Source organism: Delftia sp. JD2 (assembly GCF_001682645.1).
Classification (GTDB): Bacteria; Pseudomonadota; Gammaproteobacteria; order Burkholderiales; family Burkholderiaceae_C; genus Comamonas; species Comamonas acidovorans.
Map to the genome: position 1 here is coordinate 1 of NZ_LFJT01000042.1, position 15,265 is coordinate 15,265.

Genomic DNA, 15,265 nt, shown 5'->3' on the forward strand with positions numbered 1-15,265 from the left:
CGCCGTGAAGGCGGCCGAGGCCCAGGTGGTGGGCGTGCGCTCCCAGGTGCAGGCGGCCACGGCCACGGTGGCGCGCGTGCAGGCCGACATCGACGACGGCGTGCTCAAGGCCCCGCGCGACGGCCGCGTGCAGCTGCGCGTGGCCCAGCCCGGCGAAGTGCTGGGCGCAGGCGGGCGCGTGCTCAACCTGCTGGACCTGTCCGATGTCTACATGACCTTCTTCGTGCCGGAAACTGCAGCCGGGCGCATCGCACTGGGCAGCGAGGTGCGTCTGGTGCTGGACGCCGCGCCCGAGTACGTGATCCCGGCCCGCGTCTCCTTCGTCGCCAGCCAGGCCCAGTTCACGCCCAAGACCGTGGAGACCGCCAGCGAGCGCCAGAAGCTGATGTTCCGCGTGCGCGCCCAGATCCCGCCGGAGCTGCTGCGCCGTCATCTGGAACAGGTCAAGACCGGCGTGCCCGGCATGGCCTGGCTGCGCACCGATGCCAGCCATGAGTGGCCCGCCAACCTGGCCATCAAGCTGCCAGCCCAGCCCGCGCAATGAGCGAGAGCACGACGCCCCACGCCAGCGGCTGGGTCGTGCGCCTGAAGGGCGTGCACCAGCGCTATGGCCAGGTCGAGGCGCTGGCGGGCATCGACCTGGACATTCCCGAAGGCCGCATGGTCGGCCTGATCGGGCCGGACGGCGTGGGCAAGTCCAGCCTCATGGCGCTGATCTCCGGGGCGCGCAAGATCCAGGAAGGCAGTGTCGAGGTGCTGGGCGGCGACATGGCCCAGCGCCGGCACCGCGAGGCCGTCTGCCCGCGCGTGGCCTACATGCCGCAGGGCCTGGGGCGCAACCTCTATCCCACGCTGTCGGTGGAGGAGAACCTGCAGTTCTTCGCGCGCCTGTTCGGCCATGACGCGGCCGAGCGGCGCCGGCGCATCGACGACCTCACCCAGGCCACGGGCCTGCGCAAATTCCTGGAGCGGCCGGCCGGCAAGCTGTCGGGCGGCATGAAGCAGAAGCTGGGCCTGTGCTGCGCGCTGATCCACGACCCCGACCTGCTCATTCTTGACGAGCCCACCACGGGCGTGGACCCGCTGGCGCGCGCCCAGTTCTGGGACCTGATCGCGCGCATCCGCCGCCAGCGCCCCGGCATGAGCGTGCTGGTGGCCACGGCCTACATGGACGAGGCCCAGCGCTTCGACTGGCTGGTGGCCATGGACGAGGGCCGCGTGCTGGCCACGGGCACGCCGGCCGAGCTGCTGCAGCGCACGGACAGCCGCTCGCTGGAAGAGGCCTTCATCGCCCTGCTGCCCGAAGAGAAAAAGCGCGGCCATGCGCCCGTCACCATTGCGCCCCTGCCCGAGGGCGGCGAGGACGACATCGCCATCGAGGCCAGGGACCTGACCATGCGCTTTGGCGACTTCGTCGCCGTGGACCATGTGTCCTTCCGCATCCGCCGCGGCGAGATCTTCGGCTTCCTGGGCTCCAACGGCTGCGGCAAGAGCACCACCATGAAGATGCTGACCGGCCTGCTGCCGGCCAGCGAGGGCCAGGCCTGGCTGTTCGGCCAGCCCGTGGACCCGCGCGACATCGACACGCGCCGCCGCGTGGGCTACATGACCCAGGCGTTCTCGCTGTACGGCGAGCTGACCGTGCACCAGAACCTGGTGCTGCATGCGCGTCTGTTCGGCGTGCCCGAGGCGGACATTCCCGCGCGCGTGGCCGAGATGCTGCAGCGCTTCGACCTGCAGGCCGCGCAGCACAGCCTGCCGGCCGCCCTGCCGCTGGGCATGCGCCAGCGCCTGTCGCTGGCCGTGGCCATGGTGCACAAGCCCGAGCTGCTCATCCTGGACGAGCCCACCTCGGGCGTGGACCCCGTGGCGCGCGACGGCTTCTGGCGCCTGCTGGTGGAGCTGTCGCGGCGCGACCGCGTGACCATCTTCATCTCCACCCACTTCATGAACGAGGCCGAGCGCTGCGACCGCATGTCCATGATGCATGCGGGCAAGGTGCTGGACAGCGACACGCCCGCGCGCCTGGTGGCCAAGCGCGGCGCGGCCACGCTGGAGGAAGCCTTCATCGGCTACCTGGTCGAGGCCGGTGGCGGCGAGGCCCCGGCCGAGGAACAGCAGGCCGCACCGGCCACCCCCGCTGCCGTGGAAACGCACACTGCGCGCCGCCGCCATTTCAGCGCCCAGCGCATGCTCAGCTATGTCTGGCGCGAAGCGCTGGAGCTGCAGCGCGACCCGGTGCGCGCCACGCTGGCCCTGGTGGGCTCGCTGATCCTGATGTTCGTGATGGGCTACGGCATCAGCCTGGACGTGGAGGACCTGCGCTTTGCCGTGCTGGACCGCGACCAGACCACCATCAGCCGCAGCTATGCGATGAGCCTGTCGGGCTCGCGCTACTTCATCGAGCAGCCGCCGCTGACCGACTACGACGCACTGGACCGCCGCATGCGCAGCGGCGAGCTGACCCTGGCCATCGAGATCCCCCCGGGCTTTGCGCGCGACGTGCTGCGCGGCGGCTCCGTGCAGGTGGGCGCCTGGTTCGACGGCGCCATGCCCACGCGCGCCGAGACCGTGCGCGGCTACCTGCAGGGCATCCACCAGCACTGGCTGACCGAGCAGGCGCGCGAGCGCCTGGGTGTGACGCCGGCCGGCCTGATCGACATCCAGACGCGCTTTCGCTACAACCCCGACGTGCGCAGCCTGCCGGCCATGGTGCCGGCCGTCATGCCCCTGCTGCTGCTGCTTTTGCCCGCCATGCTGACGGCGCTGGCCGTGGTGCGCGAGAAGGAAAGCGGCTCCATCACCAATCTCTACGTCACGCCGGTCACTCGCACCGAATTCCTGCTGGGCAAGCAACTGCCCTATGTGGTGCTGGCCATGCTGAACTTCCTGCTGATGTGCCTGATGGCCGTCACCCTGTTCGGCGTTCCCGTGACGGGCAGCTTTGCCACGCTGGCCCTGGCGGCGCTGATCTTCAGCGGCGCCTCCACGGGCTTCGGCCTGCTGGCCTCCACGCTGACGCGCAGCCAGATCGCCTCGATGTTCCTGGTGCTGATCGGCACGCTGATCCCCACCACGCAGTTCGCGGGCCTGGTCGATCCCGTGTCCTCGCTGGAGGGGGCGGGCCGCATCATCGGCGAGGTCTATCCGGCCAGCCACATGATCGCCATCAGCCGCGGCGTGTTCAGCAAGGCGCTGGGATTTCGGGAGCTGGCCGGCTCGTTCGGGCCGCTGCTGCTGTCCGTGCCGGTGATCCTGGGCCTGGCCATTGCACTGACCAGAAAGCAGGAGAGCTGACATGCGCACCCGCCTTTTCTCCAACATCTACCGGCTGGGCGTCAAGGAGCTGTGGAGCCTGTGGCGCGACCCCGTGCTGCTGGTGCTCATCGCCTATGTGTTCACGGTATCCATCTACACGGCGGCCACGGCCATGCCCGAGAGCCTGCACAACGCGCCCATCGCCATCGTGGACGAGGACGGCTCGCCGCTGTCGCAGCGCATCGCGGGCGCCTTCTATCCGCCGCAGTTCGCGCCGCCGGCCATGATCGACCGCACGCAGATGGACCCGGGCATGGACTCGGGCACCTACACCTTCGTGCTCAACATCCCGCCCAACTTCCAGCGCGACGTGCTGGCGGGCCGCGCGCCCGAGCTGCAGCTGAACGTGGACGCCACGCGCATGAGCCAGGCCTTCACGGGCAACAGCTATGTGCAGCAGATCGTCACGGCCGAGGTCAGCGAGTTCGTGCGGCGCTTTCGGGGCGCCACTGCCCTGCCCGTGGACCTGGTGGTGCGCGCGCGCTTCAATCCGGCGCTGGACAAGGTCTGGTTCGGCGGGCTGATGCAGATCATCAACAACGTGACCATGCTGTCCATCATCCTCACGGGCGCGGCCCTGATCCGCGAGCGCGAGCACGGCACGGTGGAGCACCTGCTGGTCATGCCGGTGACACCGACCGAGATCATGCTGGCCAAGATATGGTCCATGGGACTGGTCGTGCTGGTCACCGCCTTTGCCTCGCTCAACCTCGTGGTGCGCGGCGCCCTGGGCGTTCCCATCGAAGGCTCGCTGCCGCTGTTCCTGGCGGGGGCCGCGCTGTGCCTGTTCGCCACAACGTCGCTGGGGATCTTCCTTGCCACGCTGGCGCGCAACATGCCACAGTTCGGCATGCTGCTGGTGCTCGTGCTGCTGCCGCTGCAGCTGCTGTCGGGCGCCATGACGCCGCGCGAAAGCATGCCCGAGCTGGTGCAGAACATCATGCTGGCCGCGCCGACCACCCACTTTGTCGAGCTGTCGCAGGCCATCCTCTACCGCGGAGCGGGGCTGGACGTGGTCTGGAAGCCCTTCCTCGCGCTGGCCGCGATCGGCTCCGTGCTGTTCGCCCTCACGCTCACCCGTTTTCGCAAGACCATCAGCCAGATGGCCTGATTTCGTTCCCGCCGCCAAGGCATCTTTCCATCTCAACCAGCAAGGAGTTTCATATGAGCGCACAGACCATTCCCCTCCATCTGCTCAAGGCACAGCTTGAACTGCAGTTGCACCTGAGCCGGCTGCTGCAGGAAAGCGGCCAACAGTGGCTGGAGCATGCCGCACGCAACGGCCCCGAGCGCATCGCCGAGACCGGCAGCGAGATCGAGGGCGTGCAGCAGACCAGCAGCTGGCAGGAGCTGGCCACCCTGCCCGCCCAGGCCTTCTGGCGCCACGCCCATCTGCGCATGGGCCATGCCCAGGCCCTGGTCCAGACCGCCATGGCCAGCCAGATGACCCTGGCCCAGGGCGTGCAGCAGGCCGTGCACGACTGGCAGCAACAGGTGGCAGCCACGCTGGGCAACAGCACCCAGGGCGCAGCCGACACCGCCGTGCCGTGGAGCGACCTGCTCGCCCGCTGGACCTCGGCCGTGCAGTCCGTGGCCCAGCCCGCCCATGCGGCGCAGCAGCCCATTGCGGCAGCCGCCGCCGAAACGGCCCGCGACACCACAGCCCAGGGCTGACGGCTCCCAAGGAAGCCGCCACGCGGTCCCGCAGTTTCGGGGCCGCATGGGCGCGGGGCGGTCATCCGCACCCAGCCACAAGCAATCACACGCAATCTAAGAGCAGGGCATGACATGCCGGTAAAGGAGTGGGCCAGATGAACGAGAACCTGCAGAGCCACGGCACCGTGGACGTGGGAGGGATGTGGGGCGATCCGATGAAGCTGTCGCAGGCAGCCGCGCAATACGCCACCGATGCCTGGCAGCGCTCGCTGCTGTATGCCGACATCCGGCGCCAGCGTGGCAACCAGTACCGCGAGCATCTGGCCGAGGAAGTGCCCAATGTGCTGAGCTTCCGGGCCGAGATCGTGATGTCGGGCCTGGACCTGCCGCGCCCCGTCAACTACGGCCTGGCACGCATCGCGCCCATGGAGGGCACGGTCATCGACCCGGCCAAGCGCCCCTTCATCGTTGTCGATCCGCGCGCGGGCCACGGCCCCGGCATCGGCGGCTTCAAGCCCGACAGCGAGATCGGCGCCGCGCTCAAGGCCGGCCATCCCTGCTACTTCGTGGGCTTCCTGCCCGACCCCGTGCCCGGCCAGACCGTCGAGGACGTGATGCGCGCCGAGGCCCAATTCGTGCGCAAGGTCGCCGAGCTGCATCCCGAGAGCCGGGGCAAGCCCGCCGTCATCGGCAACTGCCAGGCCGGCTGGCAGATCCTCATGACGGCCGCCGTCTGGCCCGAGCTGTTCGGGCCCATCATCGTGGCCGGCGCGCCGCTGTCGTACTGGGCCGGCGACAACCCCATGCGCTACGGCGGCGGCCTCATGGGCGGCAGCTGGGTGACGGCACTGACCAGCGACCTGGGTGCGGGCCGCTTCGACGGCGCCTGGCTGGTGCAGAACTTCGAGAACCTCAACCCCGCCAACACGCTGTGGGAAAAGCAGTACCAGGTCTATGCCGACGTGGACACCGAGGGGCCGCGCTACCTGGGCTTCGAGAAGTACTGGGGCGGCTATGTCTTCCTGGAAGGCCGCGAGATGCAGTACATCGTGGACAACCTGTTCATCGGCAACCGGCTGGCCACGGCCGAGCTGACGACCTCGGACGGCGTGCGCATCGACCTGCGCAACATCCGCTCGCCCATCGTGGTGTTCTGCTCGCATGGCGACAACATCACGCCGCCGGGCCAGGCCCTGGGCTGGATCACCGACCTGTACCGCGACGACGAGGACATCGCCGCCCACGACCAGACCATCGTCTTCGCCACGCATGACAGCATCGGCCACCTGGGCATCTTTGTCTCGGGCGCCGTGGGCCGCAAGGAGCACCGCGAGTTCGCGGCGCACATCGACATCATCGACCTGCTGCCCGCCGGCATCTACCGCGCCGAGATCGCCGACCGCCCGGCCGGTGTGCCGGCACAGGATCTGACCGACGACGCCTACCTGATGAAGATCCGCCGCAGCGACCTGGCCGAGGTGCGCTCCATCGTCCGGCCCGACCCCGAAAGCGAGCGCCACTTTGCCGCTGCCGCGCGCGTCTCCGAAATCAACCTGGCCCTGTACCGCAACACCGTGCAGCCCTGGGTGCAGGCGCTGTCCACGCCGCTGTCTGCGCGCTGGCTGCAGGCCATGCACCCGCTGCGCGTGGGCTATGAATGCTGGTCGGACTCGCACCCGCTGGCACCCGTCGTGGCCCAGGCCGCCGAGCATGCGCGCGAGGACCGCCACCCCGTCGAGCCCGACAACCCCTTCCTGAAGGCGCAGCAGGCCATGTCGCAGGCCGTGGTGCATCTGCTCGACACCTACCGCGACCAGCGCGATGCCATGCAGGCGCGGCTGTTCCACGCCATCTATGGCTCGCCCCTGGTCCAGGCCCTGGCCGGCCAGAGCCGCCAGGACGACGGCCCGCCGCGCCCCCACCCCGGCGAATCGCCCGAGCACTGCCAGTACATGCGCCAGGAGCTGGCGCGGCTGCACGAAAGCGTGGCCCAGGGCGGGCTGTACGAGGCCGTCATCCGCGCCCTGTTCCACGTGCTGCGCGCACGCGGCGAGGCCGATGAGCGCCACTTCCGCCACGCCTGGCGGCTGCTGCAGGACCACCTGGGCGGCGTGCCGCCCGACATGGCGCAGTTCCGCCGCATCGTGCGCCGCCAGGCCCTGCTGATGCAGCGCGAGCCCGACGCCGCCATGGCCGCCATCCCCCGGTTGCTGGCCGCCTCGCCCGCCGCCGACATCCGCTGGGGCATGACCACGGTGGACGAGCTGGCCAACCAGGGCGGCAACCTCAGCGATGCCGAGCACCAGCGCCTGCTGCAGGCCATGGGGCATTTCGTGCAGGCGCTGGAGGCGGCCGAGTCCAGGCAGGCGAAAGAGCAGGCCGAGCGGCACCCGGCCATCGCGCCAGCCTCGGTGGCCGAGCCTGAACCCGCACCTGTGACGGCACCTTTGACGGCACCCGTGACAGCTCCTTCAGCAGCGCCTCTGACCGCTCCTGTTGCGGCTCCTGTGGCCGCTCCTGCTGCAGCTCCTGAACCGGCACCCGAGCCCGCACCTGTTCCCGACTCCGCGCCTGCCGCCAAGCGCCCCGCACGCGCCCAGGCCAGCCGCGCACACCCCAGCCCCCGGAAAAAGCGATGAACCTCTCCCCCGATTCCGATGCGGCCCTGCCGCCCGAAGACCTGGCCCTGGTGCGCAACCACAGCTTTGACGAGCTGGACGTGGGCGACAGCGCCAGCCTGGAACGCACGCTGAGCACCCAGGACCTGCGCCTGTTCGCCGCCCTGTCGGGCGCGGCCGTGGCCGACGGCGCTGGTGCCGGTGCCGGTGCCGGCACGGTTGCCGGCGCCGACGATGACGACACGGCCCTGATCGCCCACGGCATGTGGGGCGGCATGCTGCTGGCCTCGGTGCTGGGCACGCGCCTGCCCGGCCCCGGCACCACCCTGGTCGGCCAGACGCTGCGCTTTCTGGCGCCGCTGGCCGCAGGTGACAGGCTGACCGTGCGCGTGGAGGTGCTGGCCAAGCAGGCCGAGCAGCGCCAGGTCACGCTGGCCGTGGCCTGCACCAACCAGCATGGCGCCGCCGTGATCGAGGGCCAGGCCACCGTGCATGCGCCTGCGCGCCACATCGAGCGCCAGCGCACCAGCCTGCCCGAGATCCGCCTGGAAGCCGGTGGACGCGACGGCCTGCAGCGCCTGCTGGCCCACGTGGCCGGCCTGCCACCCATCCGCGTGGCCGTGGTCCATCCCTGCGACGAGCCCAGCCTCTCGGCCGCGCTGGACGCGCGCCGCGAAGGCCTGATCGACCCCGTGCTGGTGGCCCCGCGCGCGCGGCTGGAGGCCGTGGCGGCCGAGCACGGGCTGGACCTGGGCGGCCTGCGCATCGAGGACGTCCCGCACAGCCACGCCGCCGCCACGCGCGGCGCCGAGCTGGCCGCCTGCGGCGAGGTCGAGGCCATCATGAAAGGCAGCCTGCACACGGACGAGCTCATGGCCGAGGTGGTGGCCGCCGCCGCCGGCCTGCGCACCAAGCGCCGCGTCAGCCACTGCTTCGTGCTGCAGACGCCGCACTACCCGCGCCCGTTCATCGTCACCGATGCGGCCATCAACCTCGCGCCCGACCTGCAGCAAAAGGCCGACATCGTGCGCAACGCCATCGCCCTGGCCCATGCCATCGGCGTGCCCGAGCCCAAGGTCGCCATTCTGGCCGCCGTGGAGACCGTGAGCCCGCACATGCCGGCCACGCTGGACGCCGCCGCGCTGTGCAAGATGGCCGACCGGGGCCAGATCGAAGGCGGCGTGCTCGACGGGCCGCTGGCCTTCGACAACGCCGTGTCCATGGCCGCCGCGCGCACCAAGGGCATCGATTCGCCCGTGGCGGGCCAGGCCGACATCCTGGTCGTGCCCGACCTGGAAAGCGGCAACATGCTGGCCAAGCAGCTCATGTACATGGGCGAGGCGGCCAGCGCCGGCATCGTCATGGGCGCCAAGGTGCCCGTGATCCTGACCAGCCGCGCCGACAGCCGCGCCTCGCGCATCGCCTCCTGCGCCATCGCCCTGCTGCTGGCCCACCGCTACCGGAACTCCCCGCCATGATCCCTGCCCACACCGCATCCTCCCCTGCCGCCCGCGAACTGGTCGTGGTGCTCAACTGCGGCTCATCCAGCATCAAGTTCGCCGTCTTCGACGGTGCCCAGCGCCCGCTGCCGCGCAAGCCGCTGTGGAACGGCAAGGTCCAGGGCATAGGCGGGCCCGCGCCCGACTTCGGCGAGAGCGGCGTGCCGCCCTTTGCCATTGCCCTGGATGCCGCCCACCCCTACCGCGCCGCGCTGCAGCTGATCCGCGAGCGCATCACCGCGCGCCTGGCGCAGCTGGACGGCGCCCGCGTGGCCGCCGTCGCCCACCGCGTGGTGCACGGCGGCAGCCGCTACTTCGAGCCCGTGCGCGTCGATGCCGGCGTGCTGGCCGATCTCAAGGCCTTCATCCCGCTGGCGCCGCTGCACCAGCCCTTTGCGCTGGAGGCCATGGACATCCTGCTGCGCGAGCGGCCCGAACTGGTGCAGGTGGCCTGCTTCGACACCGCCTTCCACCACACGCTGCCCAAGGTCGAGCAACTGCTGCCCCTGCCCCACGCGGCCTGGGAGCGCGGGCTGCGCCGCTACGGCTTCCACGGCCTGTCCTACGAATACATGGCCACCGCCCTGCCCGAGCGCCATGGCGACCTGGCGCGCGGGCGCACCCTGGTGGCCCACCTGGGCAGCGGCGCCAGCCTGTGCGCCATGCAGGGCCTGCAAAGCGTGGCGACGACCATGGGCTTCTCGGCGCTGGACGGCCTGATGATGGGCACGCGCACCGGCGCGCTGGACCCCGGCGCCGTGATCTACCTGATGGAAATCGAAAAGCTCAGCCTGCAGGAAGTGGGCCGCATCCTGTACCACGAGTCGGGCCTGCTGGGCGTCTCGGGCACCTCGTCCGAGCCGCGCGTGCTGCTGCCGCTGGAGTCAGGCGCCGATGCCCAGGCCGAGCGCGCGCGCGACGCGCTGGCCCTGTACGTGCGGCGCATCGTGCGCGAGATCGGCGCCCTGGTCGCCGTGCTGGGCGGCCTGGACCTGCTGGTGTTCACCGCAGGCGTGGGCGAGCACAGCGCCGAGATACGGCGGCGCGTGTGCGAGGGCCTGGGTTTTCTGGGCCTGCGGCTGGACGCCGAGGCCAATGCGCGCGATGCGGCCGTGATCTCGGCCACCGGCAGCGCCGTCACCGTTGGCGTGGAGCCCACGAACGAGGAATGGGTGGCAGCGCGCCATGCGCTGCGCTGGCTGCCGGGCTAGGAACGATCGTCCTGCGCACCGCCTTCGCGCAGCCGCGCGAACTCGCGGTGCTCGTAGGCAATGCATTCCTCCATGAGGTGGCGGTACACCGCCTCCATCATGTCGGGCTGGCCGCCCTCGGCGGCCGTGCGCTCGCGCACGCGGCGCACGATGGCCTCGATGCGGCCCTCGTCGCGCACCTGGGCCGCATCGGCCTTGATGCGCGCGGCCTGCTGCATGTAGCCCATGCGCGTGACCAGCAGCGGCACCAGCACATCGTCAAGCGCATCCACATTGCGGCGCACATCCAGCATGTCGGTGCAGTGCTGCACCAGGTCGATGGCCTGCTTGGCGCGGTCCGTGCTCATTCCAGTCCTTCCTCCACCAGCTCGGCCGCGCGCATCAGTGCGCGCGCCTTGTGCTCGGTCTCTTTCCATTCCATCTCGGGCACGGAATCGGCCACCACGCCGGCGGCGGCCTGCACGTAGAGCGTGCCGTCCTTGATCACGCCCGTGCGGATGGCAATGGCCAGGTCCATGTCGCCCGCAAAGCTCAGGTAGCCGCAGGCGCCGCCGTAGATGCCGCGCTTGGTGGGCTCCAGCTGGTCGATGACCTCCATGGCATGCACCTTGGGCGCGCCCGTCAGCGTGCCGGCCGGGAAGGTGGCCTTGAACACGTCCATGTTGTCCATGCCGTCGCGCAGAATGCCCTCCACGTTGCTGACGATGTGCATCACGTGGCTGTAGCGTTCCACGGCAAAGGCCTCGGTCACCTTCACGCTGCCCGTCTTGGCGATGCGGCCGATGTCGTTGCGCGCCAGGTCGATCAGCATCACGTGCTCGGCGCGTTCCTTGGGGTCGGCCACCAGCTCCTTTTCGGTGGCCTTGTCGGCCTCGGGCGTGGCGCCGCGCGGGCGCGTGCCGGCCAGCGGGCGGATGGTGACCTTCTGGCCCTCGTCCGTGTTCTCCTGGCGCACCAGGATCTCGGGGCTGGCGCCCACCACATGGAAATCGCCCAGGTGGTAGTAGTACATGTAGGGGCTGGGATTGAGCGATCGCAGCGCGCGGTACAGGCTCAAGGGGCTGGCCGTGAAGCGCTTGTGGATGCGCTGGCCCACCTGCACCTGCATGAAGTCGCCCGCGGCGATCAGCTCCTTGGCCTTCTCCACGGCCGCCAGGTAGTCTTCCTTGGCAAAGCTGCGCTGCGCCGGGTGGCTCTCGCCGGCCTTGATCTGCGGCGCGCTGACCGAGTAGCGCAGCAGATCCTTCAACTGCCGCAGCCGCTTCTTGGCGCGCGTATAGGCCTCGCTCTCGCCGGGGTTGGCATAGACGATCAGGTACAGCTTGCCCGACAGGTTGTCGATCACCGCCACTTCCTCGCACTGCAGCAGCAGGATGTCTGGGCAGTTGAGCGTATCGGGCGGGCAGGAATCTTCCAGCTTCTTCTCGATATAGCGCACGGCGTCGTAGCCGAAGTAGCCGGCCAGCCCGCCGCAAAAACGCGGCAGCCCCGGGCGCAGCGCCACCTTGAAGCGCTTTTGGTAGGCAGCGATGAAGTCCAGCGGATTGCCCTTGGCCGTCTCCACCACCTGGCCATCGGTCACCACCTCGGTGCATGCCGCATCGCCAAAGCCGCTGGCGCGCAGCAGCGTGCGTGCAGGCAGGCCGATGAAGCTGTAGCGCCCGAAGCGCTCGCCGCCCACCACGGACTCCAGCAAAAAGCTGTGCTTGCCGTCACCGCCCGCATGGGCCAGCTTGAGGTAGAGAGACAGGGGGGTTTCGAGGTCCGCAAACGCCTCGACCATCAGAGGGATGCGGTTGTAGCCCTGCGCAGCAAGGCTCTTGAATTCGAGTTCGGTGATCACGGGGGAAGGCTCCGGATTGCGTGGCGCTGGCAGACCTGATGTGGGTGCGGGCTGCGTATGGATTGCGCCGATTCATTCGATTGGCCCGTAGGGCCTCGGGTGCACGCCGGGTCGCGCCCCGGGTGCTTCAGCTGTTCAGTTGGACAGGCTTGCGCCAGGGCCAGGCTCCCCGGTCTCCACAACCTGCAATGAACATGCGATGAATGAACATAGCGGGCAAGTGTAGCGCAGACGCGGCTGGGTACAAGTGCGGACCGGCGCCTTGCGGGGGCGCCGCAGGGGCCTGCCATGGCCACAATTGACACCCTGGTCAGCCTGACCAACAATGGCAGCACAACCTGACCAGAAAGGTCGATCATGCCGTCCCATTTCTCCGCCCGCACCGACGCTGCCTTGCCCGAGGGCGAACGCGACCCGCTGAACCGCGCCCTGCGGGACCTGAGCCATCAGGTCGGATCGGCCATGCCGCGCAACACCACGCCCATGCCGATCTCGGTCTTCAAGGCGCAGTACGGCGCGGTGCTCAAACAGGCCGATCACGACGGGGTGGCCCTCATCTCCCAGGGCCGCAAGCGCTACGTGATCGTCAGCGAGGAGCACATGGTGGCCCTGTCCGCCAACGAGCGCGCCCCCCGCACGGTGGCCGACATCTGCAGATCGCTGCCGCTGCCGCGCCAGGCCGTGGATCTGTCCGCTGCGCAGATGTCCGGGGCGCGCGGCGATATCGACGTACCCGCCCGGCGCGCGCCATGAGCCGCTACCTGCTGGGCCCCCGATGCCTGCTGTGGATGGCGAACCAGGAGCCCGCGACCCTGGAGTGGTTCTCCACCATCCGGCCGCTGGACTGCATCGTCAGCGACCTGTCCATGGCCATCGCCAAGGCGGCCGTGGCCGAGGCATTCCACGACCTGCGTGACCGCAACGAATGGTTCTCCCTGCTCGACGCGCTGTATGCCAACCTGCGCGCCGAAGGCGCCTCCATGCTGACCAGCGTGGACAACAAGGTGCTGGAGCGCTTCATCGAATGGCGCAACTTCGCGCCGCTGGACAGCCAGGGCCCGCGGGGCACGGCGCCCCTGGCGCAGGACCTGCGGCTGCTCATCGCCACGGCCGACTTGCTCAAGGTCTGCTACACCGAACCCGCCAACCTCTACCTGACGCAGGCCGCCGCCCGGGGCGTTGCCGTGCACGCGCTGTGATGGACTTCGACGTACCGCCCCTGTCCAGCGCGGTGCGCCAGGACCTGCGCCGGCGCCGGGTCGTCCTGAGCCTGTCGGGCGGCGGCTATCGCGGCCTGTTCAGCGCCCATGTGCTGGAGCGCATCCACCGCGAATTCGGCAACGGCGACCTGCTGGAGAAAGTGGACCTGTTCGCCGGCACCTCCATCGGCGCAATCATCGCCACCGCCCTGGCCAGCGGCTGCCAGCCCGCGCGCATCAAGCAACTGCTGCTGGACCACGGCCCCGCCATCTTTCCCTCCAAATGGCTGCCCGGCCTGCGCCAGGCCATGGGCAAGGCGCTCTATGACAGCGCCCCGCTGCGCGCAGCGATCAAGGAGGCCATGCCGCAAGCGGAGCAGTCCGCCCTGGGGCAACTGCAGGTGCCGCTGCTGCTGCCCGCCGTGAACTGGAATTCATCGCAGCTGCACGTGCTGGCCAGCGGCGCCCTGCCCGACAGGGACCGGCTGGGCCTGACGCTGATGGACGCCATGCTGGCCTCATCGGCCGCCCCCACCTACTTTCCCGCGCACGCCGCAGCAGGCCATGTCTTCGTGGACGGCGGACTCGCCGCCAACGCGCCCGACCTGCTGGCCCTGCAGGCCGCACGCCAGCTGTGGGGGCCGGCCGCCGACATCGTGATGATCAGCATAGGCACCGCCAACCCCCAGCAGGGCCAGGACCCCGTGGCCATGCCCCGGCGCGGGCTGACCCTGGTCAAGCCCCTGCTGGACCTGGTCATGGCCGCCCAGGAGGTCCAGGCCGTCAAGGCGGCCCGCCAGGAAATGGGCACCAGCAGCTACCTGCGCCTGAACTTCACGCAGCCCCCAGCCCAGCAAAAGCGCCTGGGCCTGGACATCGCCAACGCCGACAGCACCCGGCTGCTGCAGGCCCTCGGCGACGAATGCATAGCCGCCCTCACGGAGCAGGAAAAGACGCTGCTGAAGAACGTCCTGGGCTGAAGCCCCAGGCCAAGCGAAGCGAAGGCCCGACAGGGCTTGCAAAGAGAATCAGCGCTCAAACGCCGCCGAAGCCGCAGCCATCCGCCGCAGATACGCCGGATCCTCCTGCAGGCAATGCACGTAGCTCACCTCGTCCTCCACCAGCTCCTCCATCCGCTGCGCAGCCCCGCAAATGGCCTGCAGCGCATTGGCCACCACCTCCAGATTGCGATGGCCCTCGGGCCGCTCCAGCCAAGCCAGCGCCAGCTGGCCCAGCGAGTACACCTCGCTGCTGCCTTGCAGCGTCAGCCGGCCGATCTCGGTCACGGCATGGCTCAACTGCTGCGGCGTGGGCTGGGTCAGGGTTGTGGAAGCGGTACTCATGGCGCAACCCCTCCCACGGCAGACGCGCCAGCGTGGGGCGCTTGATGGGAGGAGGGGAAGGCAGAAATGGAAATGCCGTACATGATTTCGTACTCCTTTGCGAGAGAACAAAACCACCGGCCCGTGTTCTTACGCACAGACAGGTGGACGGGATGTTAAGAACACGTGCAAAGCCGTGCGGACGCCCTTGCGGGTAGCCCCATCCCGCCCGTAACCGCAGGGACGTGGGCATGCACCCACGATCCGACAATTCAGACGTGACAAGGCCTCGCTCACGGGGAGGCCGCACCGCTTTACACGCAGGTGTTCTTACGCACCAGCCCCTGAACAGGGGGCCGCCGCAATGATAGAGGCTTTCAAGACGGCAAACGCCCCAGCGCTCCAGGCCGAGCGAAGCGAAGGCCCGAACCCACTCCCCGTATGGCCGCGCCTGCGCCGGGCTGCCTGCGGGGTTGCAGTCCTGCCGAAGGACAGGACTGCTTCGTCATCTGACTCGCTGCGGTTGTCTGAGCGAAGTTCACGCAGTGAACGCAGCGAGTTCCGCAGCGAACCCCGCAGGCAGCCCGGCGAAGGTTGCC

13 protein-coding genes are annotated in these 15,265 nt (G+C 69.5%); 10 read left to right on the forward strand and 3 right to left on the reverse strand.

Annotation, left to right across the window (positions count from 1 at the left end; all coding sequences use genetic code 11):
* From ACM14_RS20520 to ACM14_RS20550, 7 genes are all read left to right on the forward strand, one after another.
* On the forward strand, positions 1-544 hold a 544-nt coding region (locus tag ACM14_RS20520; protein ID WP_139093477.1), incomplete at its 5' end, for an HlyD family secretion protein.
* Entirely contained in the window at positions 541-3,297 is a 2,757-nt protein-coding gene (rbbA, locus tag ACM14_RS20525; RefSeq protein ID WP_043820141.1) for a ribosome-associated ATPase/putative transporter RbbA, read from the forward strand. The genes ACM14_RS20520 and rbbA, both read left to right, overlap by 4 nt.
* Before the next feature lies 1 nt (position 3,298).
* Positions 3,299-4,429 carry an ABC transporter permease gene (locus ACM14_RS20530; RefSeq protein WP_012202690.1) on the forward strand — a complete coding sequence of 377 codons (1,131 nt, stop codon included), beginning with the start codon at positions 3,299-3,301 and terminating at the stop codon, positions 4,427-4,429.
* Positions 4,430-4,482: 53 nt separating this feature from the next.
* Positions 4,483-4,992, forward strand: coding sequence for a hypothetical protein (locus ACM14_RS20535; protein ID WP_065347159.1), 510 nt, complete (start codon positions 4,483-4,485; stop codon positions 4,990-4,992).
* Between the two features lie 137 nt (positions 4,993-5,129).
* Complete coding sequence (locus tag ACM14_RS20540) at positions 5,130-7,613, forward strand: DUF3141 domain-containing protein (protein WP_065347160.1); 2,484 nt, start codon at positions 5,130-5,132, stop codon at positions 7,611-7,613.
* Positions 7,610-9,070 (forward strand): bifunctional enoyl-CoA hydratase/phosphate acetyltransferase, encoded by a 1,461-nt coding sequence (locus ACM14_RS20545; RefSeq protein ID WP_065347161.1) that lies wholly within the window; start codon positions 7,610-7,612, stop codon positions 9,068-9,070. Before ACM14_RS20540 ends, ACM14_RS20545 begins: the two co-directional genes overlap by 4 nt.
* Entirely contained in the window at positions 9,067-10,302 is a 1,236-nt protein-coding gene (locus tag ACM14_RS20550; RefSeq protein WP_065347162.1) for an acetate/propionate family kinase, read from the forward strand. Before ACM14_RS20545 ends, ACM14_RS20550 begins: the two co-directional genes overlap by 4 nt.
* Here the strand turns inward: ACM14_RS20550 and ACM14_RS20555 are convergent.
* Positions 10,299-10,649 carry a chorismate mutase gene (locus tag ACM14_RS20555; protein ID WP_016449526.1) on the reverse strand — a complete coding sequence of 117 codons (351 nt, stop codon included), beginning with the start codon at positions 10,647-10,649 and terminating at the stop codon, positions 10,299-10,301. The genes ACM14_RS20550 and ACM14_RS20555 overlap by 4 nt on opposite strands.
* Positions 10,646-12,145 carry an anthranilate synthase component I gene (gene trpE, locus ACM14_RS20560; protein WP_013804687.1) on the reverse strand — a complete coding sequence of 500 codons (1,500 nt, stop codon included), beginning with the start codon at positions 12,143-12,145 and terminating at the stop codon, positions 10,646-10,648. Before trpE ends, ACM14_RS20555 begins: the two co-directional genes overlap by 4 nt.
* 357 nt (positions 12,146-12,502) lie before the next feature.
* Here trpE and ACM14_RS20565 point away from each other — a divergent pair, with 357 nt between their 5' ends.
* From ACM14_RS20565 to ACM14_RS20575, 3 genes are read left to right on the forward strand one after another with little or no spacing between them, the layout of a single operon-like run.
* On the forward strand, positions 12,503-12,898 hold the full coding sequence (locus tag ACM14_RS20565; protein WP_013804688.1) for a hypothetical protein: 396 nt from the start codon (positions 12,503-12,505) through the stop codon (positions 12,896-12,898).
* Positions 12,895-13,344 carry a hypothetical protein gene (locus ACM14_RS20570; RefSeq protein WP_012202682.1) on the forward strand — a complete coding sequence of 150 codons (450 nt, stop codon included), beginning with the start codon at positions 12,895-12,897 and terminating at the stop codon, positions 13,342-13,344. Before ACM14_RS20565 ends, ACM14_RS20570 begins: the two co-directional genes overlap by 4 nt.
* On the forward strand, positions 13,344-14,324 hold the full coding sequence (locus tag ACM14_RS20575; protein WP_065347163.1) for a CBASS cGAMP-activated phospholipase: 981 nt from the start codon (positions 13,344-13,346) through the stop codon (positions 14,322-14,324). Before ACM14_RS20570 ends, ACM14_RS20575 begins: the two co-directional genes overlap by 1 nt.
* Positions 14,325-14,372: 48 nt before the next feature.
* On the opposite strand, the gene ACM14_RS20580 is transcribed toward ACM14_RS20575, so the two are convergent.
* Complete coding sequence (locus ACM14_RS20580) at positions 14,373-14,687, reverse strand: hypothetical protein (RefSeq protein ID WP_034389625.1); 315 nt, start codon at positions 14,685-14,687, stop codon at positions 14,373-14,375.
* Positions 14,688-15,265: the final 578 nt, after the last annotated feature.

What these genes read in the sequence shown, in the direction of transcription:
- ACM14_RS20575 (WP_065347163.1), top strand. Translation starts at nt 13,344, where the DNA reads ATGGACTTCGACGTACCGCCCCTGTCCAGCGCGGTGCGCCAGGACCTG.
- ACM14_RS20535 (WP_065347159.1), top strand. Translation starts at nt 4,483, where the DNA reads ATGAGCGCACAGACCATTCCCCTCCATCTGCTCAAGGCACAGCTTGAA.
- rbbA (WP_043820141.1), top strand. Translation starts at nt 541, where the DNA reads ATGAGCGAGAGCACGACGCCCCACGCCAGCGGCTGGGTCGTGCGCCTG.
- ACM14_RS20550 (WP_065347162.1), top strand. Translation starts at nt 9,067, where the DNA reads ATGATCCCTGCCCACACCGCATCCTCCCCTGCCGCCCGCGAACTGGTC.
- ACM14_RS20540 (WP_065347160.1), top strand. Translation starts at nt 5,130, where the DNA reads ATGAACGAGAACCTGCAGAGCCACGGCACCGTGGACGTGGGAGGGATG.
- ACM14_RS20565 (WP_013804688.1), top strand. Translation starts at nt 12,503, where the DNA reads ATGCCGTCCCATTTCTCCGCCCGCACCGACGCTGCCTTGCCCGAGGGC.
- ACM14_RS20530 (WP_012202690.1), top strand. Translation starts at nt 3,299, where the DNA reads ATGCGCACCCGCCTTTTCTCCAACATCTACCGGCTGGGCGTCAAGGAG.
- ACM14_RS20555 (WP_016449526.1), bottom strand. Translation starts at nt 10,649, where the DNA reads ATGAGCACGGACCGCGCCAAGCAGGCCATCGACCTGGTGCAGCACTGC.
- ACM14_RS20570 (WP_012202682.1), top strand. Translation starts at nt 12,895, where the DNA reads ATGAGCCGCTACCTGCTGGGCCCCCGATGCCTGCTGTGGATGGCGAAC.
- ACM14_RS20545 (WP_065347161.1), top strand. Translation starts at nt 7,610, where the DNA reads ATGAACCTCTCCCCCGATTCCGATGCGGCCCTGCCGCCCGAAGACCTG.
- ACM14_RS20580 (WP_034389625.1), bottom strand. Translation starts at nt 14,687, where the DNA reads ATGAGTACCGCTTCCACAACCCTGACCCAGCCCACGCCGCAGCAGTTG.